Consider the following 23,038-nt stretch of genomic DNA (forward strand, 5'->3'; position numbering starts at 1 on the left):
TCACCATGATCTCGACCACGACACCCGTCATCGCCGCCGCCGACCTCGGCAGGTTGACCGCCGCGATCTCCCTCATCGGCAGGCACGACACGCACACCGCGCTCGCCGCCGCCGTTCCCTCGCTGCCGAAGGACCAGCGCGTGGCCGTGACGCGGCACGCCTCCCTGGACCACGCCGCGTTGCTGATCTTCCCGGAAACCCTGGTGGGGCTCACGGACGAGCTCGCCCGCCTCGGGCTCCAGGTCGGCACGATGACCCCGAGCGTCGTCGTCCGCGAACGCCTGAGCGCCCGCTACTCCGTGCCGATCGCCGACCTGAACGTCGGCATCCTGCGCGCGCCCGTCCCCGACCGCAACGGCTGGCCGTGCGAGCTGGAGATCTTCGTGATGGTGACGCCGCCGGAACTGGCGCACATCGCCGAGGACGAACGCCGCCACCAGCACGAGAACCACGTCGCGCTGGCCGTGCGCAGGCCGGATCCGGTGCTGCTGCGCGGGTTGCGCACGATGATCGCCGGCGTGATGCGCCCGGACGGCGGCGGTTACAACGGCTACGAGAACAACTCGGTCCTCTACTTCCGCGACGAGCACAGCACCGACTTCGCGTTCCGCCGCCTGGAGCTGATCGCGGCCGGGCGGTTCCCGCAGCTGCAGGCCGTGCACCAGCGCGAGTCCTGCGCGGGCACGGAGTTGCTGCGCCTGCTGACCGGCGCGTGGGCGACGCAGGCCATCGCGACCGCGGCCGAACTGCGGTTGCTCGACCACCTCGGCACGATCGAGGACCTGCCCGGACTCGCGGCCGCCACCGGCACCGAACCCCAGGCCCTCGCCCGGCTGCTGCGGTACCTGGACTCGCTCGGCGTCGTGCGCGTGGCCGGTGACCGGTACCGCCTCACCGACCTCGGGGCGTTGCTGCGCTCGGACCTCGCCGGGTCGATGCGCCCGCTCGCTTTGATGTACGGCGGCCCGTTCTACCGGTCGTTCGCGGAACTCACCGAGTCCGTGCGCAGCGGTGAGGAGTCGTACGCGAAAGCCTTCGGCGCGCACCACTTCGTGCACATGGCGGGTGACCCGGCGCTGGCCGAGCTGTTCCACGGTTCCATGGCCGCGAGCAACGCGATGTTCACCGGCGTCACCAAGGTCGTGGACTTCTCCCGCGCCCGCACCGTCGTGGACGTGGCCGGCGGCAACGGTGAGCTGCTCTCCCGCGTGCTGCACGCCAACCCGGCGTTGCGCGGCGTGCTGCTCGACCTGCCGAACGCGCTGGCGGCCGCCGAACCGCGGCTCGCCGATCTCGCGGACCGAGTGACGCTGGTGCCCGGCGACTTCACCCGCGCGATCCCCGGCGTCGGTGACGTCTACCTGCTGTCGCGCGTGCTGCACGACTGGGACGACGAGCAGTGCCGCACGATCCTGGCGACGTGCGCGCGCAACATGCCCGCGCACGCCGAACTCCTGGTCATCGAACGGCTCCTGCCCGAGACGGGCGAAGCCGACTCGCTCGCGATCCCGTGGGACATCCACATGATGTGCAACACCGGTGGCCGTGAACGCACCGAGTCGCACTACCGAGCGTTGCTCGCCGAGGCCGGTTTCGAGCTCGTCGAGACGAACGCACTGCCGTTGGACGCGCACGTCATGCGCTTCCGCCTGACGTAGGTCACCAGGCCACGAGGCAGAACGGGTGCCCGGCGGGGTCGGCGTAGACGTCGAACGACTCGCCACCGCCGGGCAGCCTGCGCGCACCCAGTTCCAGCACCTGTGCGCCCGCGACCTCCCGGTCCTCCACCCGGACGTCGAAGTGCACGCGGGCGGTTTCGTCCGGCCAGTTCGGCGGTACCCACCCCTCGACCCGCGCGAACGCGACGCCGGGCCGGTCCGGGGCGTCACCGATGACGACGAACCCGTCGTCCTCCTGCACCCGGACCATGCCGAGCAACTTCTCGTAGAACTCCGCGAGGCCCCGCGGGTCAGGGCAGTCGATCACCAGTCCGTGCCAACGTCCGATCATGCGGAGCATGATGCGGTCGAATGCGGACAACGACCGCCCTGATTGCTATACGATGCTCATCGACATCACCGGGACCGTCGTGGGCTTCTCCGAGCCGCCCGCCGGCTCGACGGTCAGCGCGACCCGTTCCGTGCCGGCCAGCCCCGTCACCACCGACGGCCCCGACCCCGGCACGACGAGCCCCGCCGAGCGTTCGCCGTCCGCGCCGATCAGCCACAGCTGGTAGGTCTTGCCGTCCGCCGGCTGCGGCAGGTTCTTGGCGAGGAACAACGCCTCGTCCCGGCTGGCCGAGACGACGGCCGTGCCGGTGGCGCCGTTCGGTGCCGTGCCGCTGATCAGCTTCGCGTCCGGAGTGGACAGCAGGTCCGAGAACCGGCTGTACTCGCTGGAGAGCTGTGCCAGCCTGCGTTCGTCGGACGTCTCGACGTTCTGGACGGTCACGACGACCACGGCGGCGAGGCAGGCGGCCGCGAGCAGCCCACCCGCCCAGCGGAGTCTCCTGCGGTCGGCGATCTTGGGGACGTGCGGGGAGACCTGTCGCGTCTCGGCCGCGGCGGCGAGCACGCGGGCCCGCAGCTGCGGCGGGGGCGGCGACTCGACGGCGGCACCCAGCCGTGCGGCGGTCGCGGCGAGCTCGGCGACCTCCTGCGAGCACGACCCGCACCCGCCCAGGTGTGCCTCGAACGCGGCGCGTTCGGTGTCGGACAACGCGTTCACGGCGTAGGCGCCGGTGAGCGTGTGCAGATCAGCGGATGTGGTCCTCATCCGGTCACCCCCATGCAGTCCCGCAGTCTGATCAGGCCGTCGCGCATCCTGGTCTTGACCGTGCCGAGCGGGATGCCCAGCAGGCTCGCGACCTCCGGATAGGAGTAGCCCTGGTAGTAGGCGAGCAGCACGGACTCGCGCTGCAGGTCGGTCAGGAAGCTCAGGCAGCGGCGCACCTGGCGTTGCTCGAGCTTGCCGTCGACCTGTTCGCTCACCTCGTCGAACGGCCTGCCCGGGTCGAGCCGCGCGGCGCGGTCCTCGCGGTGCGTCGCCGCCTGCGCGGACCTCACCCGGTCGACGGCTCTGCGGTGCGTCAGCGTGAGGATCCAGGCGTTGGCGCTGCCGCGTTCGGCGTCGAACCTGGTCGCCGTCCTCCACACCTCGAGCATCACCTCCTGGAACACCTCCTCCGACTGCGCCTGGTCGCGTACGACCCGTCTGATGAGCCCGAACACCGAGCCGGACACCACGTCGTAGAGCCGCTCGAACGCGGCCTCGTCACCCCGTGCGACCAGGGTGAGCAGATCGTCGGCGGTCGGGCCGACATCCCGCGGAGTGCTCTGCAGGCTTTGCAGCGCCCGCTCACGCTCAGGCATCCCAGGTCCTCTCCACAGCGTTGTCCTCTGGTGTTCGCAGCGGACGCGTTCTTGGATCGGTCCTGAATGAGTCGGCTTTTTTGATCGGGCGTGCCAAGAATCCACAGCGGTTGGTAACGGATCGATAACCTCGCCAATCCGCTCTTCCAGGCGCGGCGAATCACGAGCAGCAACTGCTCGATCACCCCTTGGAGATGTCTCGTCATGAACAAGACCGTTCGCAACACCGTTCTCGCCCTCGGCGCCGCCTCGCTCGCCCTGTTCGGCGCGGCGTGCGGTTCGGGTGACATGGCCAGCAGTGGCAGCTCTTCGACCGCGGCCGCCCCGACCACGACCTCGTCCGCCGCGATGGCCGACCCGGCCAAGGACCTCGTCGGTCCGGGCTGTGCGGACTACGCGAAGCAGGTTCCGTCCGGTTCCGGCTCCGTCGCGGGCATGGCGGCCGACCCGGTGGCCACCGCGGCGAGCAACAACCCGCTGCTCAAGACGCTGGTGGACGCCGTTTCCGGCAAGCTCAACCCGAAGGTCAACCTCGTCTCGACGCTCAACGGTGCCGAGTTCACCGTGTTCGCGCCGGTCGACTCCGCCTTCGCGAAGATCGACGCCGCGACGATCGAGAAGCTCAAGACCGACGACGCGCTGCTGACCAAGATCCTGACCTACCACGTCGTGCCCGGCCAGATCACGCCCGACAAGATCGTGGGCGACCAGAAGACCGTCCAGACCGGCGTCGTCAAGGTCACCGGCACCAAGGACGCGCTGAAGGTCAACGACGCCAACGTGATCTGCGGCGGCGTGCACACCGCCAACGCCACCGTGTACCTGATCGACACGGTGCTGCTCCCCGCCTGACATCTCCAGCGGTAGCAATCACCGCGACTCCGGGAACCGCACTGTGTTGCGGTTCCCGGAGTTTTCGCGTGTCTGCGGTTCAGCGGAGCACGATGGTGAGCACCGGTGCGCCCGCCGGGCCGGGTGATCTCCCGCGGGCTCCACCGTGAGGACGACCTCGCGCACGCCGGCGATTCCCGGCACCAGCGACGACGTCGTGGAACCCGCCGGCCGCGGCGCGCCGCAAACCTTGCTGTCGCGTGGGAAACCTCGTGATCTCCGATGTCGGTGGCGCCTGCCGGACCGAGCGAACGGCGTTGAGCACGCGCGGTCGCAGCGCAGCCGGCGAGATCCACCTGACGGCCCTGCCGTGCAGGGCGGTGGTTTCCCGCAGTCCCGCCACCTCGTCGGCGCAGGCCGGGCACCGAGCCGGATGTGCCTCGAACTCACCGCGTTCGGCATCGGGCAGCGCGTCGAGTGCGTGTGCACCGGTCAGCAGGTGCGGGGTGATCGCACTCGTCGTTCCCCGGTTCACGGTCGGGTCCGATCATCGGATTGCCCCCCGTGGCACGTGAAAGGCCGCCCTGGGGCGCGGTCGGGGCGGCCTTGGTGGTGCGGGACGGTCAGAGACCGAGGTCGGCTACCCGGTTCAGACGGTGGCGATCCCGATGACCGGGTACCGCACGAGGCCCGTGCGGTGGTCGCCGTGCGGGACCAGGGCGTCCGGGGCTCCGTTCCCGGCCACGGTGACGACCTCGCGGTCGTCCCCCCGTTCGGCGAGCGTGGCGCGGAAGAGGTCGTCGAGGTGGTAGCGGTCGGGGCCGGCGATCTCGACCACGCTGCCCTTCTCCAGCGTGGTGACCGCCTCGGCGAGCAGTTCGACGACTTCGTCCAGGTCGACCGGCTGGATGAACGACCTCGGAGCGAGGACCTTCCCGTCCACGGTGTGCTGATCGGCGAGGACTGGGACGTAGCTCTGGAACTGAGTGGCGCGAACGATGGTGGCGGGAATCGAGCCGGACCTCGCTGTCCTCTCCTGCGCCACTTTGCCCAGGTAGTACCCGACCTCAGAAGCGTTCTCGGCTCCGACTCCGACGATGGAGAGCACGATGTGATGGCGCACGCCTGCCCGCTCCCCTTCGGACATCAGGTTCTTCGTGGACGTCTCGAAGAAGGAGATCGCCCCTTCGGGATCGAAGCGGTCGGTGTTGAGCACGTTCACGATGGTGTCGACTCCGGCGAGTGCGTCAGCGAGCCCGTCGTTCGAGATCACGTCGATCCCGTCCTCGAGCCCTCCGGAGACGACCTCGATTCCTTTCGCCTCCAGGTTGGAGGCGAGACGAGCCCCCACACGACCGCGTCCACCTGCGATGAAGACCTTCACTTCGCGACTCCGTTCGAGGCAGCGCCCGCTGCCCTCGCCGACATGACGACGCAACGGAGAAGAACGTGAGGTCGTCCAGCAGTGGACGAGCACTCGAGAACGCCGTCTTGCGGCGTCCGGTTCTCCTGTGGGGAGTGGGACGGCCGGCCCCGCCTCACCCGACGGGGCGGTGGTCCTCGCTGTTCAGCCAGTCGTCGAAGGTCACCTTGCCTTCCCGCCGGGCTGAGGTTCCCCGCAGCGCGCCGGAAGCCAGGCCCCTCCCGTAGAGACCGGGCAGTCTGAGCTCCACGGCCCTGCGCCTGGAGCCGTCGTGGGTCAGCATGCGGCGGATGAGGTCCGCGAGCCGTTCGTCCTCGGGCCCGACGAAGTCCGTGGCCCGGCCGACCGGACCCGTCTCCGCGACGTCGACGAGATGTCCTCCGACCTCACGTGCCGAGACGGGTCGCAGCAGCATCTTGGGGACCAGGGCGACCGGTCCCCTCGTGGCGGACAGGAGTTGCTCGGCGAATTCGTGGAACTGCCCGGTGCGCGCGATGCTGTAAGGCACTTTCCCGGCTGCTACCGCGCGCTCCTGTGCGAGCTTGCCCGCGTAGTACAGCGCGTCCAGTTCGTCGATGCCCACGATCGACAGAGCGATGTGGTGGCCCACACCGGCTTCTTCTCCGGCCTTGAGCAGAGTGCGCGTCGCGGCCTCGAAGAACTCCCGGGACCTGCGTGCGGACATCGTCGTGAGGTTGGTCGTGTCGATGACCGCGTCCACTCCGGCAAGCGCCGCCCTCAGTCCGGCACCCGTGATGACGTCCACACCCCCGGTGCGCGTGAGAACGACGACGTCGTGTCCTCGACCACGCGCGGCGGATGCGACATGACGGCCGACGGTTCCTGTCCCGCCGGCCACTGCGATCTTCACTCTCGTTCTCCGATGCTCGTTGTCACCTGCATTGGCGGGCCGGGCTCGCCGACCGTCAACGCCCTTCGCCGACATGACGACGGAGGAGCGAGAAGTGTGAGACGAAGCGCCGCACCTCACACTTCGTCGATCTGCGTCGTCATCCCCCTGAGATGACCGCCAGACAAGAGCGTTCGGAACCCTAGGAACCGTTGATGGAACTCGATGAGCTTTTCGGCGAGCGGCGCCGGCTGATGTCGCTCGCCTTCCGCATGACCGGGACCCTCGCGGACGCGGAAGACGTCGTGCAGGAGACCTATCTGCGCTGGTACCGGCTCGAGGAGGTGGAGCGCGAGGCGATCGCCAACCCTGTCGGGTGGCTGACCCGCGTCGCGAGCCGAGTCGCTCTCGACCTGCTCGGATCGGCACGCAGACGACGGGAGCGGTACATCGGGCAGTGGCTGCCCGAACCCGTGAACGCCGAGCTCTTCATGCACACCGCGCCCCACCGCGGCGATCAGGTCCGGGGAGCCGCGGATCTCGTCGATCCGCTCGATCGGGTGACTCTCGATGACGCCGTCGGCTCCGCTCTGCTCGTCGTGCTGGAGGCGATGACGCCCGCGGAGCGCGTCGCGTTCGTGATGCACGACGTCTTCGGCATCTCGTTCAACGAGATCGCGGAGGTCGTCGGACGCTCTCCCGCGGCCGTCCGGCAACTGGCCACGGCCGGCCGGCGGCACGTTCGCGAGAGCCGGGTGGCCGGCGTGTCCCGCGCAGAACACGATCGCGCGGTACGGGCGTTCCTCGCCGCCAGCCGCACCGGAGACGTCCAGACGCTCATGCGAACGCTGGCGCCGGACGTTCAGCTGCGCGTGGACGGCGGCGGTCACGTCAACGCGGCGGCCAACGTCGTGGAGGGCCCGGACCGAGTCGCGCGTTTCCTGCTCGGGTCTCAGGCGAAGCTGCCGATGCTCACCCTCGAGGAGCAGCGGTTGGGAGACGGACTCGGTGTGCGGATGCAGAACGGTCACGTGCTGACCGGTGTCGTCAGCTTCGGCGCGCACGAAGGGCTGATCACCCAGGTTCTGATCATGATCAATCCGGAGAAGCTCACCAGCTGGATCCGGATCCCGGGCGACAGCGGCAGAGGTGAGGGAGATGTCTGAGGCGTCGGCACGAGGGCGTGCGGCGGACCGCGGCGCGGAACGGGCGGGCCCCGTCCAGAAGGGGGCCCTGGTCGCGTCTGTGGTCATCGCGGGGGTGGTGGGGCTCTGGTCCTACTTCCTCCCGGAGTCGTTCTACGACCACTTCCCGGTGGTGCTGGGGGAGTGGATCTCTCAGGACGGTCCGTACAACGAGCACCTCGTCCGCGACCACGGTGCGATGTACCTCGCCCTGGGGGCCGGGAGCGTGTTCGGGCTGTTCCGCCCTTCACGGCACGTCTACCAGCTGCTCGGCGTCGCGTGGACGGTCTTCGGGGTGCTGCACATCGCCTACCACGTCGGCCACCTCGGCCACATGTCCACAGCGGACGCCATCGGCCAGGTGACCGTGCTCGTGGTCGCCGTGCTCCTCGCGGTCGCACTCTTCGTACCCGGTCGGAGAGCGGCCTCACGATGAGCCCGCACGGGTCGCCACCTCGTTCACGCCTGGAGGGAGCGAGGTGGCGCTGTGCTCGAGCCATCGGCGTGCGCGGTGTGACCCACACCTCGTACTGACCGTTTGACCGAAACGGTCAGTGGTTCTACGTTGGGGTCATGACCAAGACTCAAGACGGAGGCCACCGGGTTCTGGTGGTGGGCCTGGGAATCAGCGGGATCACGACGGCGCTGCGCCTCAAGGAGATCGGCTGGACACCCGTGATCATCGAGAGGTCGCCGGAGCGGCGCACCGGCGGATACTTCGTCGGGCTGTTCGGCGCGGGCAAGGCCGCGGCACGACGGATGGGCGTGCTCGACCGGATCAAGGACAGGACGTCGGTCGCAGGGCACAACTTCGAGATCGACCGGATCGGCAACAGGCGTGTGTCGATCGGGTTCCGTGATCTGCCGGGCAAGCCGCTGATGTTGATGCGCGGCGATGTCGAGCAAGCGGCGTTCGAGGGACTCCCGGACGACGTGGAGATCCGCTTCGGCACCGTCCCCACGGCGATCACGCAGGACGCGGACGGCGTCACCGTCACCCTGTCGGGTGGTGGGCGGACCAGCACCGAACGCTTCGACCTCGTCGTCGGCGCGGACGGGCTGCGGTCAACCGTCCGGCAGCTGGTGTTCGGGTCGCACGAGTCGTACCTGCACAGGTTCGACAAGATGGTGGCGGCGTTCGCCCTGCCCGACTCGTTGTCCGAGCTCGCCCGCGGGGACGGTGCCACGCTGCTGGAGCCCGGCAGGTCGATGTGGATCTTCCCGTTCGCCGATCACGCGCCGTGCGCCATGTTGTCGTGGCAGACGGAGGACGTGGACGCGGAGTTCACCAAGCCCCACGCGGAACGCCTCCGCGAGGTGTTCGGGCCGGAACCGCTCGGCAGGGCGCTCGAGGAGACGCTGGCCGCGGCCGAGCACGCGGACGCCATGCTGTTCGATTCGATCGAGCAGGTGCGGATGGACAGGTGGAGCCGGGGAAGAGTCGTCCTCGTCGGTGACTCCGCCTGGTGCGTGACGCTGTGGGCGGGCATGGGGGTGTCGGCAGGGCTCGCCGGCGCCGACCTGCTCGCGACGATGCTGCAGCGGTACCCGGTGGACCGGGCTCTGGCCGAATGGGAGCGGCGACTCCGCCCGTACATCGACTACTACCAGCACAACGCCGTGAAGCAGCGCGCGTTCTTCCTGCCCGTGAATCGCTGGGAGATGGTGCTGCGGCGGTTCCTCACGCGCGGCCACAAGATGCCCGTCGTCGGCCGGTTCATCGAACAGCAGCGGACCTCGGGCAAAGCGAGCCGGATGAAGGAAGCCGACATCGCGTGCGTTTGAACGGTAGTTTCCCGCCCATGGAAGCACTGGTCGAACACGAGTCACCCAAGGCTGCTCGCATCCTCGCGGTAGCCCGGGAACTCGTCCTCAAACGCGGGGCCAAGGGGGTCTCGATCGCGGAGATCGCCGAGAAGGCCCACGTCGGAAAGGGCACGATCTACCTGTACTGGGCGACCAAAGAGGACCTCGTCCTCGGACTGTGCGCCCGGGATTTCCTCGCTGAGATCGACGGGTTCATCGTGGCGTTCACCGAGGATCCTGGTGTGGTGCTACCGCGGAGGTTCTGCGTGATGCTCCAGCAGAGCGCCCGCGAGCACCCCTTCATCCGAGCCATCCAGTACGGCGACACCGATGTCCTCGGCGTGCTGACCGAGCACCACAACGCACAGGACCTGCTCTCCAGGTTCGGCTTCGGTGCGATGCTGCGGGTGGTGCTGCCCGTGTGGCGTGCGCACGGCATGGCCCGCACCGACTGGGTTGTGCGGGAACAGGCGTACGCGCTGCAGGCGGTCCTGGCGGGGTTCGTCGAGCTCGACGGTGCGGCAGCCCCTGGTGACGTGTCCAGCCCTGAGGTGCTGGCCGCCACCGTGGACGCGCTGCTCGGCTCGCCCTCCGCAGAGCAGCACGACGTCGAAGCGGTTGCGGCGGAAGGTCTTCGGCTTCTCGACGAGGCGCGGACAGCCGTGCTCGACACCATCGCGAGCACGAGGGCGAGACAAGGACAGCAGTGAGAGGCAGAAGGCGCCCGATCCGGGGCGAGAGGCCGGGGGCCCCACTCCCCGTCGACGCATCGGCGGCGATGGAACACCCCGGCCCGTCAAGGTCCGCACGACCCCGCCGGAACGCGACTCAACGTGCCAGCGGAACCGGCCCCACGAACCGGACCTCGTTGGAGATCGCCACGTCGTGGCTCTTCACGTCGATGTCGATCCGGTCCCCGTCAGCGATCCGGAACCCGTCGTGGAAGCTGGCTTCATCCGCCCCCAGCAGCACGTAGTTGACCAGTCCCGGCCGCCGCACCGCGGGGAACCCGAACAGGTGGTCCACCATGTCCTGCACCCGGTAGTACAGGGCGTCGGCCCCGCAGTCGAACGGCCCCTCCCACACCGCCGCCCCGTCCCGGACGATCGTCACGCGACCGGTCACCGTCCGCGGCGGCGCGTCCAGGAACAGCCACGGCGCGACAGCCGTGTCGCACAACTTGCAGTAGGGGTTGTAGCCGTTGTCCTTGCGGTGCAACCCGATGTCGCACAGGTCGTTCCCGAACGTGTACCCGGCGTAGTGCGGATACCCCTCGGAGTCGTTGACGTAGACCAGGACCACCTCGGGCTCCTCGATCAACGCCACGGGCTCCGCCGGCACGACCAGCGGCTCGCCGGGCAGCCTGGCCCAGTCACCGAACCCCTTGAAGAACCACCGGGGCGGCACGAACTCGTCCCCCTCGGCGAACGTCTTGCCGTCCCACTTCTTCCGGTGGGTGCCCATGAACCCGCTGAGCAACGCCTTGCCACTGGCCGCGGGCAGCAACGGCGGCAGGAACCGGAGCCCCGGGTCGTCGAGCGGCACCGGGACCGTGGCGGCACCCTCGGTGAGCGAAGCCCGCAGCGCGGTCACAGAACCGTTGGCGGCGACGAAGGCCGCAGCCACCTGGCCGTCTTCCACCCGGTACAGGTCCACGACGGGCCCGCGGTCGAAGCCCACGTGGCGGTGGCCCTCGTAGACGGCCTCGAAGAGCACGGACATGGAGGTTCCTCCTAGAGAGAGTCGGGCACGGTGAGACCGGACAGGACGTCGTCGATCCGCTCGACGGCGGCACGGATCCAGGGCAGCCGCAGGGGATCGTCGGACGACAACGCGGCGACCTGCTGCTCCTCGGTCGAGCCGTAGAGCCGGCTGGTGGCGGCACGGATCCGCAGCACCTCGGTGGGTTCACCGAACGCCGACCCGGCGAGCAGCCCGATTCCGGCCCGGCCGAACCAGGCGGCGAGGTGTTCACAGCCGTGCACGTTGTGCACCAGAGCCAGGTGTTCCCGCAACGGTTCGAAGTCCGGGTAGAGGTAACAGGTGGCGCGAACGGGGGCGAGCAAGGCCCCGGCCGCGGCGAAACGTGCGGCGACCGCCGAAGCGACCGCGAAGTGCAACCGGCGGCCGGCCGCCACCCGTTCCACGACCTCGGCCGGTTCGGAGAACGCGTAGGCGGCCGCCGCCTGCACCGGAGCGGGCGCACTGGACCAGATCTGGCTGGCCACGGACACGAGCCGCGAGTGCAGTTCACGGTTCGGCAGCCGCACCACACCGGTCCGCCACCCGCCGACCGCGAGGTTCTTGGTGAGCCCCGTGGTGACAACTGTGCGTTCCGGCGCAACGGAAGCAGGAGACACGGCGGGTGAGCCGAACACGAGATCGCAGTAGATCTCGTCCGACACGATGAAGAGGTCCAGCTCCCGGCACACGGCCGCCAATCGCCGCACCGTCAGTTCGGACGCCACCGAGCCGGAGGGGTTGTCCGGCACGGTGACCACGACAGCGCGCGGGTTCTGCCCCGCCGCCCGCGCCGTGATCACCGCCGACCGCACCAGTTCGGGATCGGGCACGCCGCCTTCGCTCACGGCCACCGGAATGGGCCGCACCCCGGCCAGCAGGGCCTGGGACGGATAACTCACCCACCCGGGCACCGGCACGACCACGTCACCGCCGAGAGCCAGCAACACCGCGAACAGCAACGATTTGCTGCCGGGCCCGGCAACGACCAGATCCGGATCGGCGTCGAGTCCACGCCGCTCCCAGTACCCGGCAGCAGCGGAACGCAAAGCCGAACTGCCTTCCACGGGCCCGTAGGCGTTCGACCCGGCCGAAGCCGCCAGTCGCGCACGCAGCTCCGGCAGCACCGGCAGGCCGATCTCGCCGCTGGCCATCGAGAGCACCTGTTCGCCGGCCGCCTGCCGGCGGGCGATGTCGGCGTCCGCGGCCAACGTCGCCGACATCGCCACGACCTCGGCCATCAGCGCTCCCCGAGGTACCGGGAGCGCAGTTCGGCCTTGCGCACCTTGCCGGTCAGGGTCTTCGGCAACGCGGACACCAGCTCCAGCCGGTCCGGCAGAAAGTCCTGCCCGGCGTCCACCAGGTGCGCACGCACCTCGTCCAGAGAAGGCCCGGCACCGCGCGGCACCACCACCGCGCAGATCACCGAGTCGAGTCCGACCAGTGCGGCCTCGAGAACCCGAGGATGGGAGCCGATCACCGCTTCCAGTTCGGTCATCGGTGCCACCTGGCCGTCGCGCAGGATCGCGTCACTGGCCCGCCCGATGATGCGGATGCCGCCGTGCCCGTCGTGCCGGGCGAGGTCGCCGGTGTCGAACCAGCCGTCCGCGTCGAACTGCGCCGCGAAGACCTCCTCACGTCCGTAGTAGCCGAGCGCCAGCGCCGCACCCCGCACCCGCAGCCGGCCGACGCCACTCTCACCGTCCACAGCGGACAGATCGATGCGGAGCTGCATGGAGTCGATGGCCACGCCGTTGCTGAACGCCGCCCGGTCCGCGGCGGCCGAGGGCCGGGTCATGGTCACCGGACCCATCTCCGACATGCCCCACAACGAGTACGTGCGCGCCCCGAGGTGCTCGCGCACGTCGTCGACCAGCGAGCCGAGCACCGGAGCCGAGCCGATCACGACGTGCCGCAACGTCGGCGTGGCGCGCTTCTCGTCCCGTTGCGCCTCGACCACGTCCGCCACGGTGGCGGGCGGGCCGTAGAGCAACGTGGCGCCGTAGCGTTCGACGAGGTCCAGCAGCACCTCGTTGCGGCGCACGTCCTGGAACGCCACGGTGCCGCCGAGCATCACCCCGGCCAGCACCCCCTGGGCGAACCCCGAGTAGTGGATCAACGGGGTGGAGACCGCCGCGACCCACGTGTCGTCCAGCCCGTAGGCGTCGACGTAGCCGCGCACCGCCGCGTGGACCGTGTTCGGGCTGTGCAGCACGCCCTTGGCCGCGCCGGTCGTACCCGACGTGAACAGCACCAGGAACGGGTCGTCCGCGCCGACCGCGAGCCCCTCCAGCGAGAAGTCGTGGTCCACGGCCACGAACCGCGAGTGGAACGACCGGGTGCCGTCCACCTCCAGCACGTGCTCCAAAGTGGACAGCTCGTCGCGCAGCCGGTCGCCGATCTCCGCCGTCAGGCCGATGAACACCGGCGCCCCGGTGAGTGCGAGGCGGTGCCGCAGCTCGGGTTCCGGGCAGATGGGGGAGATCGGGCAGATCACCGCGCCGACGGCCATGCAGGCGAAGATCAGCGGCACCACCTCCCACCGGTTCGGGAGCTGCACGGCCACCACGTCACCCCGCCGCACGCCGAGCGAGAGCAACGCGCCCGCGAACCGGTCGGTCAGCTCGGCCAGTTCGGCGTAGTCGAGCGTGTCGGTGCGGGACTCCGTCACGCGCCGGCCCGCGATCGCGAGCTTGTGCGGGCGCTCGCGGGCTTGTGCGCGCAGGTCGTCGAGGAACGTCTCCTCGCGCCACCAGCCGAGCCCGCGGTACTCGGCGGCGAGATCAGCACTCCTGGGCGTGCTCATCCGCGCTCCTGCCTGCGCACCGCGAGCAGTTCCGGCAACGGGTCGCCGGCGCGCGCGGCGGCGATCTCCAGCAGGTCCCGCGTGTTGCGCGCCACCCGGTCGCTGATCCAGCCGAACACCCAGTCCTTGCGGGCCTGCGCCGGCAGCTCGAACGGGACGACGCGCGTCACGGCGAGCGCGGCGGACCCGGCGCCGCCGATGTTGGCGATCACACCCGGCACCAGCACGGCACCGGACGCGGCCACCTTCTCCTTGGCCTCCACACTGGACGCGATGTTCGCGCCCTCCACGACGAGACCCGCCCGCAGCCGGTGCGCGTTCTCGGCGTTCAGCGCGTGCTTCTGCGCCGCCAGCACGAGGACGTCCGCGTCGACGTCGAGCCAGGCGTCCGGTTCGTCGGAAACCTTGACGTGGGAAGGCAACCTGGACCGGTCGATGCCGCCGAACTCGTCGGTGATCGCCACGAGGTCGCCGACCGGCAAGCGGTCGGCGCTCACCGTGCCGAGCACGTCCGCGACGCCCACGACCACGTGCCCGCGTTCCTCCAGGAACCGCGCCACCGCCCGGCCCACCGCGCCGAAGCCCTGCACGACCACGCGCGACGACCCGGTGCGCCCGCTCGCCTCCAGCGCGGTCACGGCGGCGACCCCGACGCCGTGCCCCGTCGCGTCGATCAGCGGGTTGTAGTAGGTGTCCCAGTCGATCGGCATGTCGGGCACGCCGGTGCGGTGCCGCGGGTCGTAGCCGGACTCGGCGAAGAACACCGCGCGGTCGCCCGGCGTCACACCCATGTCGATGCCGAGGTGGATGCCGCCGTGCAGCAACGGTTTCACGGTCCGCCCGAACGTGCGGAAGGTCGTCTCGCGGTCGGCACCGGTCGCGACGACGCCGGCCTTCGCACCGCCGATCCGCAGCCCGGCCAGCGTGAACTTCTCGGTCATGTCGCGGGCGAGGCCCGCGACCTCCTCCTCGGTGACCCCGGCGGTCATCCGGGTCCCGCCCATCGCGAGCCCGTCGACCAGGGAGTCGACCACCACCCATCCCTTGATGTCGCCGCCGCTGCCGTTCAGGTGCACGGTGAAAGCGGGCTGCTCCGCAACGCTCATCGTCCAGTCCTTGTCTGCGTGGTTCACGAGTAGAGCTGCGCGAAGCCGCGCAGGATTTCCAGGCCGTCGGAACGGAACTCCAGGTGCGCCTGCGCGCCGAAGACCCGGCCGTCGTCGGAGCGCAGGAACTCCACCGGCGCGTGCTCCGAGTGCCCGATCGAACGGAACCCCGGAGGTGCCGCCTGGAGGTACAGGGTGTGCCGGTGGAACACCGTCACGGTCGGCTTCACGTGCGTGAAGATCGGCTCGGTCTTGTCCACCTGCACCTCGAACCCGCCGACGCGCTGCGGCCCGTCCGCGAGCTCACCGCCCGCCGCGACCGCGATGATCTGCATGCCACCGCAGATCCCGAAGACCGGCACGGAAGCGGTCGTGACGAGGTCGATCAGCGGCCGGTAGAACTCGGTGTCGTAGGCCCGCACCTTCGTGCCGCTCAGCACGACCGCCTGGTACCGGCCCTCCACGCTGGACGGGACGTCGGTGGCGGCCACGGCCTCGGTGTCCGAGCCGAGCTGCTCGAACCGCGCGCGCAACTGCTTGAGCGACAGGGTTCCGTTGTTGACGACTAGCACGCGGGGTCGCGCCACTTGCCTGCTCCTCACAGTCGCGTGATGGTGGTTCCGGTGCGGTCGGCGAGCAGGTCCGTGACGGGCGCGCTGCCGATGACGACCCGTGCCACGTCCCGCTCCAGCGCCTCGCCCGCGGCGCGCAGCTTCTTGCGCATCCCGCCGGTCGCGCCGTTGTCGCGGAACGCCGCCGCGGCCTTCGCCGAGATCCGCCGCACCGGCTCGCCGTCGACGAGCAGGTGCGCGACGTCCGTGACGAGCACGAGGTCGGTGGCGCCGAGCCCGCCCGCGATCGCCGCCGCGGCCCGGTCGCCGTCGGTGTTGACCTCCTGGCCCGCGGCGTTGCGGGCGAGCGGCGTGACGACGTGGGCGTGGCCCGGCTGGAGGTTCTTGAACGAGGCCGGGTCGACGCCGGTGATCGGGCCGACCAGGTTGTCCAGCTCCACCAACTGCTTCTCGCGCCACCACCAGCGTTCGCCCGCGCCCGCGCTGACCAGGCCGTCGCTGCCGAGCAACCGTTCGACGGTGATGCCGCGCCGCTCCAGCCGGCTGATCACCTCGCCCGCGATCTCCGCGCTGACGGTCTTGATGTCCTCGATGACCTCGGGCGTCGTCCAGCGGCTCTGGTTGCCGTAGCGGTCGCGCAGGATCTCCAGCCGCTTGCCCTCGCGTTCGCTCAGCCGCTTCAGCGGCTTCGACCACCCGTGCACGAGGACGAGCGGCGTGCTCCTGCCGTGCGCGGCGAGGTCGTCCCACCACGAGCCGTCGAGGCCGTCGAGGCAGCTGCCGCCGAGCTTCACGACGGTCGGCGTGGCGCTCATGCGGGCATCAGCGGCTGCGCCGTCAGTCCCGTCTCCTCCGGCAGGCCGAACCGCTTGTTCGTGACCTGGATCGCTTGCCCCGCAGCGCCTTTGACGAGGTTGTCCAGCGCGGAGAGGACGACGATCCGGCGTTCCTCCTCGTCCAGGAGCACCGTCACGTCGCAGAAGTTGGACCCCAGCACGGCGTGCGGGTCCGGCACCGGGATCAGCGTCTCGTCGTGCCGGCGCACCCGGACGAACCGGTGTCCCTTGTAGAACCGCAGGTACGCCCGGTGCAGCTCGCGCTGGTCGACGTCCTGCTCGGGGAACACGTACGAACTGGTGAGCAGGCCGCGCACGTGCGAGACGCCGTACGCGGACATGCTGAGCGAGCCGATGTCACCGGAACCGTTGTGCCGCAGGAAGTCCCGCACCTCGGCCGCGTGCCGGTGCCCGGTTGGGGCGTACGGTGTGATGGCACTGTTGCGGTACGGGTGCAGGTCGGCCGTGCGCAGCGACGCACCGCCACCGCTCGACCCGCTCTTCCCGTCCACGACCACGGTCCTGAGGTTCAGGCCGAGGCTCATCGTGAGCGGTGCCAGGCCGAGCGTCAGCGCCGTGGCGTAGCAGCCGGGCAACGAGATCAGCGACGCGTCCGCGAGCCGGTCGCCGAGCAGTTCCGGCACGCCGTAGACGAACCGCTCCGCCAGGTCGGCGCGCCGGCGCACCTTGGGGTACCAGCGGTCGTGCAGTTCGGGGGTGCGGATGCGGAACGCCCCGCTGAGGTCGACCACGACCGGCACCCGGTCCGCCAGCAGCGCGGCCAGCTCGGCCGACACCGGCGCGGGCGTCGAGAGGAAGACGACGTCGGCGTCGACGTCCTCGGTGACGGGCTGCACGGTCACCCCGAGGTCGAGCCGCAGCCCGGGGTGCAGTTCCGCCGGCCGTCTGCCGATGCTCCCGGACCCGCCGAGGAACGTCAGCTCCAGCTCCGGGTGCCCGGCGATCAGCCTGATGAGTTCGCCACCGGCGAGCCCGGAGGCGCCGATGACACCTGCCCTGATCATTGCGTGAGCTCCTTGAGGTGAGCGCCGATGGCCGACTCGACGTCGGCGCCCGTCGCGGAGGCCACGGCCCGGAACGCGGGCGCGTGGTTGACCTCGTTCACGACGTAGCCGCCGCCGGTGCGGAACAGGTCGACGCCGTAGATGCCCTCGCCGAGCACGCCCACCACGCCGTCGACGATCTTGAGGACGTCGGGGTCGTGCGCGACGGCCCGGTGGTTGTTGCCCAGCGCCGCGTTGTTGCGCCAGTCCGTGCCGCCGCTGCTGAACTCGGCCGCTCCCACCAGTTCCCGCCCGACGACGAGGCAGCGCACCGACGTGCCGCCGCCGATGTAGGGCTCCAGCAGGCAGGCCTGCTCGAACGCGTGCCCGAGGTCCTCGACGTAGTCGTAGACGGACTGCGCCACGTCGGAGTCGCGGATCAGCGTGACCCGCTTGCCCATGCCACCGAAGACGGGCTTGAACACCAGCGGCAGCGGGAGTTCGGCCAGCGCCTTCTCGAAGTCCTTGCGGGACAGCACGAGCCGGAAGTCCGACACCGGGATGCCCGCGGCGGCCAGCACCACGCGCAGCACGGCCTTGTTCTCGCAGGCGTGTATCGCCCTGGCGGAGTTGAGGGTGTGCACCCCGGCCGCCTCGGCGAGCGTGGCGATCAGGCCGCCGCGGGTGTAGCTGCGGCTGCGCACCATCGCCACGTCGTAGCCCGCGAGCGAGGGCGCGTCCGGGTCGCCGAGGCACAGCGACTCGTCGTTGATCCAGTCGACCTCCAGGCCGAAACCGGGAGCCGCCGCCATCAACCGGCGTTCCTCCCAGCCGACCCGGTCGGCGACGATCGCGATCCGCCCGCCCATCACTGGCCCCAGTCGCGGAGCTGGACCTGGACCATCTGCAGCGTCAGCTGACCGTCGACGACGCCCTCGACGCGCAACGTCAGCAGGCACTCGGGGCACGACAGCGTCTCGCCCTCGACGATCGGCGGCACGGTCAGGTCGGTCTCGCACTCGGGGCAGACACCGGACAGGGTGGGAGCGGTCATGACGTGACTCCGTTTTCGTTGGTGCGGCGGGTTTTCACTGGGCCAGGAAGTCGACGGCGGCCTTGCCGATCGCGTCGCGGTCGAGCAGCGGGGCGCCTGCGCGTTCCTGGCGTTCGGCGAGCCACGGCGTGAAGGCGCCGACGTCGACGGTCAGCCCGGTCTCGGCGAGCGCCCACCGGACGAGCGCGGGCGTGAGCCGGGTGCGGACGCGCAGTTCACGGACGTTGCCGACGACCTCGGCGGGCAGCGTCTCGTAGGCCTCGGGGTTGGTGAGCTGGCCGGGGAGCTCGTACGCGAACGCGTGCGGCGTCGTCGGACCGGACTGGAACGCCTCGCCGAGCCCGGCGCCCTTCAGCGCCACCCGGGACAGCTCGGTGAGGTGCGACAGGTCGAACCGCGTGTCGCCGTGCACGATCCGCAGTGACGTCAGCAGTTCCGCGAGGGGCGCGTTGCCGCCGCGTTCCCCGATGCCGCCGACCGTCGCGGAGATCCACTTCGCGCCGGCGCGCAGGGCGGCGAGCGAGTTCGCGACCGCCATGCCCAGCATGTTGTGCGAGTGGATCTCGATCTCGGAGCCCTCGATCGCGGTGAGGCCGCCGATCACGTCCTCCATCTGCCACGGCGAGAGGTAGGCGACGGTCTCGGCGAGCCGGAACCGGTCGGCGCCCGCCGCGAAGCCGTCCGCCACGTACGGAACGAGCCGCTCGGCCGGGGTGCGGGCCCCGTCCTCGCCGCTGAACGTCACGTGGAAGCCGCGGTCCTTGGCCTGCGTGATGGCCGAGCGCGCGAGCGTCTGCAGGAACTTGAGGCTGGGCGAGCCGAGCTTCAGCGCGGCGTGCTCCGCCGAGGTGGGGATGGAGTACATGACGTGGTGCACGCCCAGGCGTTCCGCCTCGTCCAACGCCTGCGTGACCTGCTGGCGGTCGCGCACGACGACCAGCGTCATGCTGCGGTTCGGCCCGACGGCCTCGTGCACGGCCTCGATGAGATCCGCGTCCTTCGAGCCCGGACCGGACACCATGCCGACCTCGACGAGGTCGACACCGGTTCGCACGAGGAGGTCCGCGATCACCGCCGCGTCCCGCGGGCCGAACTCGACTCCGGCCATGTGCGCGGAATCCCGCAAAGTGGCGTCGGAGATGTGGGGGAGTGCTGGCGACTCCGCCAGGGTCGAGACGTTTGTGACGGCCGTTTCCGACATCGCGTTCTGCTCCTTCCGAATGTTTCGCTTCGAATCGGAGGCGAATACAACTTCGATTGCCTTGATCACCTTGCTGCACCTGGCGAGAGCCGGGCAAGGAGGTCCACGCAAGGAACGCGTCATGGAATGCAAAGAAATGTCAGGTCCGGGAAGAAGTGTGGAGAGGTGCTGAAGCGAGCGTCAAATCTGCGCGCGCGGCCGCCGGGCACCGTGACGTGAGTCCTACGGTGCTGACATGGATCTTTTCTCGATGCCACGGGTAGGGGTCGTCGTTCCACCGGAGAACCCCACCGCCGAACCGGAGTTCAACCACCTCATCGGCACGACGGCGAACGTGTACGCCGCTCGTTTCCCGAACACCCCCGGAGTGGGGTTGCGGGAAATGCTGGAGACCTACAACGACGTGCTTCCCGAGACCCTCGACGGCTTCGGGGAGATGAGGCTCGACGCCGCTGTCGTGGCGTGCAGCGCGTCGCACTACCTGCTCGGTCCCGACGGCGATCGCGAGTTCTGCGAAGAACTGTCCGTGCGCGCGGGATTTCCGGTGCGGTCGTCGACCCAGGCGATCCTCTCGGCCTGCGAGGCGTTGGGCGTGACCCGCCTGACGCTCGTGTCGCCGTACCAGCCGTGGCTCACCGACACGTCCCGCGCGTTCTGGGAGGAGGCCGGGCTCGTGGTGGACGACGTGGTCCTGGTGCCGGCCGAGGGCGACGTGTTCGACCCGTACCGGGTCACGGCCGGCGCCGTGCTGGAGCGGGTGCGGAACCGGGACTTCGCGGCGGACAGCGCGTTGCTGTGCACCGGAACGGGGATGGGGACGCTGGCGGCGTTGACGGAGCTCGCCCGCGCGGACGCCGGCCGCACGTTGCTGACCTCGAACCTCGCCTCGGCGTGGTGGGCCACGCGGGAAGTGGGTGCGGGACAGGAACATCCACTGCTGCGCAGGCTGGGACGTCAGCCGGTGTGACGGCCGGGTGCCGGTAGCGGGTGACGGCGGTGCTGACAGGTGGTGAGTGCCCGGCGCCTCGATGAGCCGGGCCTCAGACTCATCCGCCGACCGTCAGCCCGCGGCGACCGTGCGCGCGTGTCCCAGCCGGTACCCGACCCCGCGCACGGTGATGATCCACCGGTTCGAGCCGAGCTTCGCCCGCAGGCTGCTGACGTGCGTGTCGATCGTGCGGCTCGAACTCGCCCAGTTCGTGCCCCACACGCTCGCCATCAGCTGCTTGCGCGACACCACCGTCTCCGGGTTCGCGGCCAGGGCGTAGAGCAGCTCGAACTCCTTCGACGTGACGTCGACCCGTTGGTCGTGCAGGCGCACTTCACGGGTGCGCTGGTCGATGCGCAGCGGTTCGATCGAGATCGTCTCGGGTTCCGCCTTGCCGCACCGCGACCGCCGCAGCACCGCCTCGATGCGGGCCCGCAGCTCCCGCATGCCCCACGTCTTCGCCACGCAGTCGTCCGCGCCCTCCCGCAGGGCCAGCACGCGTTCGAGCTCGTCGTCGCGATGGGTGCGGGCGATGAGCGGGACGTTGCTGACCGCGCGCAACGAGCGGCACACCTCCAGACCGTCCACATCGGTCAGGTCGAGCGACAGCAGCACCAGGTCGGCGTCGCGGCACGCCTCCAGCACCTGCCTGCCCGCGTGCACGCTCCTGGCCGCGTAACCCTGCCTGCGCAGTTCGGACACGACCGAGTCCGCCGCCGGGCCGTCCTGTTCCACCACGAGGATGTTCTTCATCGTCCAGGCCCCTCAGCACGCGGTTCCGGACAGCACGAGCGGTGCGCACGACGGGGACGGCAGGGTGCGGTAGGCGTAGGCGGCGGAGGCCATCGTCATGTGGTGGTGCCAGCCGGGGAACGAGCGGCCCTCGAAGTCCAGCGCGCCGAAGTGCTCCTGGAGTTCGGCGATGGTGGCGAGCGCGGCGATCCTGGCGCGGGCGAGCGAGAGGACCTTGCCGACCCGGCTGCTGGTGCAGCTGGTGATCCAGTAGCGGCTGGGCTGGCCCCGGTTCTGGTTCGGCCACTCCAGCACGCGGACGGTGCGCGAGCGTTCGTCGGCGGCGCCGAAGAGCGGCAGCCTCGCCTGTTTCGCGTAGACCTTCACGGCCGCGGACCCGCGGTGACCCGACGGCGGTGTCAGCAGGTGGGCGCGTTGCCCGAGCCGGGACTCCATGAGTTCGCCGACGGTGACGACGGCGGGTGCGCCGGGACGTCCGGTGACGAGCGGCTGGCTCTGGTCGACCTCGCACGCGAAGTCGAGGCCGCGCCGGACCAGGCCCGCGAGCACCCCGGTGGCGTCCTCGCAGCGCACGAGGTCGAGCGCCCACGGCACGTCGGGCAAGGCCGGGTCCGCGGCGGCGCTGTCCGCGAAGTCCATGACGTGGGAGGCGACGGGGTGGCCGTACTCCGTCGCCGGGATGCGCGCGCGGTCACGGCGCTCGTGGTCGGACTCCCAGACACCGCGCAGCACGAGGCTCCAGCCCACCGGGAAGCTGCCCGCGTCCGTGGCGAGGAAGAACCCGAGGGAGCGCTGGCAGTTGACGGGGCGGTCGGTGCCGGCGGCCACGTGCTGGTGCACGCCCACCGAGTGCTGGCCCCGCTTGGGGATGATCAGCTCGGCCGTCGTCCACGCGTACGGCGTCGTGCCCGCGGCGATCTGCCGGGCTAGGTTGCGCCGCACCGGTTCCCAGTCCCAGGGACTGCCGTTGATGAACTGGTGCAGGCCGTTCGCGGCGGCCGCCGGGAGCTGCTCGGCGCGCGCGAGGCCCCTGGGTGTTCGCCTGCCATTCCCGTGGACGAGACCTCTGAGGTAAGTGCGGGCCCAACGCCGTTGTTCCGCCCGGGTGAGAGACTCGAATACTCGGTCCACGAAATCTTGCAGGCGCAAGTTCTCGTCTAAGACAACCTCGTTCGACTGGCTTACCGGCATGTGACGCAGACCCCCCACGACGACATATGACGTGCTCACTCAGGCGGATGTCGCTCGCGCGAACGTCCGGCGCGAGCGCGTCAGTACGACTTCACAGTACCGGGCGACGCCGCAGTCCTCATGTATCTATCGTTACTTTGCCATTTCGCCGTTTGACCTGCGGAAACGCTTCGAACGAACGGTCGTTCACGCGGTGTCCACGTGTTGGTCGTAATGGGTGAGATAACTGCCGGTATGTGAGATGCATCCGGCATTGCGACGACAACAACCGCCGAAAGCCGCGCAATCGTGCGGCTTTCGGCGGCGGTTACCGGAGTGGTGC

24 protein-coding genes are annotated in these 23,038 nt (G+C 70.0%); 7 read left to right on the plus strand and 17 right to left on the minus strand.

Translation table 11 applies throughout. The annotated features are described in order from the left end of the window. Window positions 1-5 precede the first annotated feature (5 nt). On the plus strand, window positions 6-1,658 hold the full coding sequence (locus QSK25_RS13045; RefSeq protein ID WP_285638339.1) for a methyltransferase: 1,653 nt from the start codon (window positions 6-8) through the stop codon (window positions 1,656-1,658). A 1-nt stretch (window position 1,659) separates the two neighbouring features. Here the strand turns inward: QSK25_RS13045 and QSK25_RS13050 are convergent, their stop codons facing one another. From QSK25_RS13050 to sigK, 3 genes are read right to left on the minus strand one after another with little or no spacing between them, the layout of a single operon-like run. After that, a complete protein-coding gene (locus tag QSK25_RS13050; protein WP_285638341.1) occupies window positions 1,660-2,010 on the minus strand; it encodes a VOC family protein in 351 nt (116 codons plus the stop codon). 45 nt (window positions 2,011-2,055) lie between these two features. Continuing rightward, window positions 2,056-2,775 carry an anti-sigma factor gene (locus tag QSK25_RS13055; protein ID WP_285638343.1) on the minus strand — a complete coding sequence of 240 codons (720 nt, stop codon included), beginning with the start codon at window positions 2,773-2,775 and terminating at the stop codon, window positions 2,056-2,058. After that, complete coding sequence (gene sigK / locus QSK25_RS13060; RefSeq protein WP_285638345.1) at window positions 2,772-3,371, minus strand: ECF RNA polymerase sigma factor SigK; 600 nt, start codon at window positions 3,369-3,371, stop codon at window positions 2,772-2,774. The genes QSK25_RS13055 and sigK overlap by 4 nt, the downstream gene beginning before the upstream one ends. A 204-nt stretch (window positions 3,372-3,575) precedes the next feature. Between sigK and QSK25_RS13065 the strand changes: the two genes are divergently transcribed. Continuing rightward, window positions 3,576-4,223: a fasciclin domain-containing protein gene (locus tag QSK25_RS13065; protein ID WP_285638347.1), complete on the plus strand. Its 648-nt coding sequence runs from the start codon at window positions 3,576-3,578 to the stop codon at window positions 4,221-4,223. A gap of 628 nt (window positions 4,224-4,851) precedes the next feature. Here the strand turns inward: QSK25_RS13065 and QSK25_RS13070 are convergent. Both QSK25_RS13070 and QSK25_RS13075 read right to left on the minus strand, forming a co-directional pair. Further along, the gene (locus QSK25_RS13070; RefSeq protein ID WP_285638349.1) at window positions 4,852-5,586 is read right to left on the minus strand and encodes an SDR family oxidoreductase; all 735 of its coding nucleotides are present in this window, start codon (window positions 5,584-5,586) and stop codon (window positions 4,852-4,854) included. 154 nt (window positions 5,587-5,740) lie between these two features. Beyond that, window positions 5,741-6,496 (minus strand): SDR family oxidoreductase, encoded by a 756-nt coding sequence (locus QSK25_RS13075; RefSeq protein ID WP_285638351.1) that lies wholly within the window; start codon window positions 6,494-6,496, stop codon window positions 5,741-5,743. 194 nt (window positions 6,497-6,690) lie between these two features. On the opposite strand from QSK25_RS13075, the gene sigJ reads away from it, so the two are divergent. From sigJ to QSK25_RS13095, 4 genes are all read left to right on the plus strand, one after another. After that, window positions 6,691-7,641 carry an RNA polymerase sigma factor SigJ gene (gene sigJ / locus QSK25_RS13080; RefSeq protein ID WP_285638353.1) on the plus strand — a complete coding sequence of 317 codons (951 nt, stop codon included), beginning with the start codon at window positions 6,691-6,693 and terminating at the stop codon, window positions 7,639-7,641. Then, window positions 7,634-8,095: a hypothetical protein gene (locus tag QSK25_RS13085; protein WP_285638354.1), complete on the plus strand. Its 462-nt coding sequence runs from the start codon at window positions 7,634-7,636 to the stop codon at window positions 8,093-8,095. Before sigJ ends, QSK25_RS13085 begins: the two co-directional genes overlap by 8 nt. Before the next feature lie 137 nt (window positions 8,096-8,232). After that, window positions 8,233-9,444 carry an FAD-dependent monooxygenase gene (locus QSK25_RS13090; RefSeq protein WP_285638355.1) on the plus strand — a complete coding sequence of 404 codons (1,212 nt, stop codon included), beginning with the start codon at window positions 8,233-8,235 and terminating at the stop codon, window positions 9,442-9,444. 17 nt (window positions 9,445-9,461) lie between these two features. Beyond that, the gene (locus QSK25_RS13095; protein ID WP_285638356.1) at window positions 9,462-10,175 is read left to right on the plus strand and encodes a TetR/AcrR family transcriptional regulator; all 714 of its coding nucleotides are present in this window, start codon (window positions 9,462-9,464) and stop codon (window positions 10,173-10,175) included. Between the two features lie 118 nt (window positions 10,176-10,293). Here QSK25_RS13095 and QSK25_RS13100 read toward each other — a convergent pair whose 3' ends face one another. The 10 genes from QSK25_RS13100 to QSK25_RS13145 are packed head-to-tail and all read right to left on the minus strand — an operon-like array spanning window position 10,294 to window position 19,784. Then, complete coding sequence (locus QSK25_RS13100; protein WP_285638357.1) at window positions 10,294-11,187, minus strand: hypothetical protein; 894 nt, start codon at window positions 11,185-11,187, stop codon at window positions 10,294-10,296. A gap of 11 nt (window positions 11,188-11,198) precedes the next feature. Then, the gene (locus tag QSK25_RS13105; RefSeq protein WP_285638358.1) at window positions 11,199-12,446 is read right to left on the minus strand and encodes a pyridoxal phosphate-dependent aminotransferase; all 1,248 of its coding nucleotides are present in this window, start codon (window positions 12,444-12,446) and stop codon (window positions 11,199-11,201) included. Further along, window positions 12,446-14,011, minus strand: a complete 1,566-nt coding sequence (locus QSK25_RS13110; protein ID WP_285638359.1) for an AMP-binding protein — start codon at window positions 14,009-14,011, stop codon at window positions 12,446-12,448. The genes QSK25_RS13105 and QSK25_RS13110 overlap by 1 nt, the downstream gene beginning before the upstream one ends. After that, window positions 14,008-15,117 carry a Glu/Leu/Phe/Val dehydrogenase dimerization domain-containing protein gene (locus tag QSK25_RS13115; RefSeq protein WP_285638360.1) on the minus strand — a complete coding sequence of 370 codons (1,110 nt, stop codon included), beginning with the start codon at window positions 15,115-15,117 and terminating at the stop codon, window positions 14,008-14,010. Before QSK25_RS13115 ends, QSK25_RS13110 begins: the two co-directional genes overlap by 4 nt. 23 nt (window positions 15,118-15,140) lie before the next feature. After that, the gene (locus QSK25_RS13120) at window positions 15,141-15,704 is read right to left on the minus strand and encodes a type 1 glutamine amidotransferase (RefSeq protein ID WP_285638361.1); all 564 of its coding nucleotides are present in this window, start codon (window positions 15,702-15,704) and stop codon (window positions 15,141-15,143) included. A gap of 11 nt (window positions 15,705-15,715) precedes the next feature. Beyond that, complete coding sequence (locus QSK25_RS13125; protein WP_285638362.1) at window positions 15,716-16,504, minus strand: amino acid kinase family protein; 789 nt, start codon at window positions 16,502-16,504, stop codon at window positions 15,716-15,718. Further along, on the minus strand, window positions 16,501-17,550 hold the full coding sequence (argC, locus tag QSK25_RS13130; RefSeq protein WP_285638364.1) for an N-acetyl-gamma-glutamyl-phosphate reductase: 1,050 nt from the start codon (window positions 17,548-17,550) through the stop codon (window positions 16,501-16,503). Before argC ends, QSK25_RS13125 begins: the two co-directional genes overlap by 4 nt. Further along, window positions 17,547-18,398: an ATP-grasp domain-containing protein gene (locus QSK25_RS13135; RefSeq protein ID WP_285638367.1), complete on the minus strand. Its 852-nt coding sequence runs from the start codon at window positions 18,396-18,398 to the stop codon at window positions 17,547-17,549. The genes argC and QSK25_RS13135 overlap by 4 nt, the downstream gene beginning before the upstream one ends. Then, window positions 18,398-18,583 (minus strand): hypothetical protein, encoded by a 186-nt coding sequence (locus tag QSK25_RS13140; RefSeq protein ID WP_285638369.1) that lies wholly within the window; start codon window positions 18,581-18,583, stop codon window positions 18,398-18,400. Before QSK25_RS13140 ends, QSK25_RS13135 begins: the two co-directional genes overlap by 1 nt. A gap of 34 nt (window positions 18,584-18,617) precedes the next feature. Next, entirely contained in the window at window positions 18,618-19,784 is a 1,167-nt protein-coding gene (locus QSK25_RS13145; RefSeq protein WP_285638371.1) for a hydroxymethylglutaryl-CoA lyase-like TIM-barrel protein, read from the minus strand. A gap of 235 nt (window positions 19,785-20,019) precedes the next feature. On the opposite strand from QSK25_RS13145, the gene QSK25_RS13150 reads away from it, so the two are divergent. After that, complete coding sequence (locus QSK25_RS13150) at window positions 20,020-20,751, plus strand: maleate cis-trans isomerase family protein (protein WP_285638374.1); 732 nt, start codon at window positions 20,020-20,022, stop codon at window positions 20,749-20,751. Window positions 20,752-20,844: 93 nt separating this feature from the next. Here the strand turns inward: QSK25_RS13150 and QSK25_RS13155 are convergent, their stop codons facing one another. Together QSK25_RS13155 and QSK25_RS13160 are read right to left on the minus strand one after the other, a co-directional pair. Further along, window positions 20,845-21,525: a response regulator transcription factor gene (locus QSK25_RS13155; protein WP_285638376.1), complete on the minus strand. Its 681-nt coding sequence runs from the start codon at window positions 21,523-21,525 to the stop codon at window positions 20,845-20,847. A gap of 12 nt (window positions 21,526-21,537) precedes the next feature. Next, the gene (locus QSK25_RS13160; protein ID WP_285638378.1) at window positions 21,538-22,656 is read right to left on the minus strand and encodes an IS701 family transposase; all 1,119 of its coding nucleotides are present in this window, start codon (window positions 22,654-22,656) and stop codon (window positions 21,538-21,540) included. Between the last annotated feature and the right edge of the window lie 382 nt (window positions 22,657-23,038).

The sequence above is a fragment of the Lentzea sp. NBRC 102530 genome (assembly GCF_030269365.1).
Classification (GTDB): Bacteria; Actinomycetota; Actinomycetes; order Mycobacteriales; family Pseudonocardiaceae; genus Lentzea.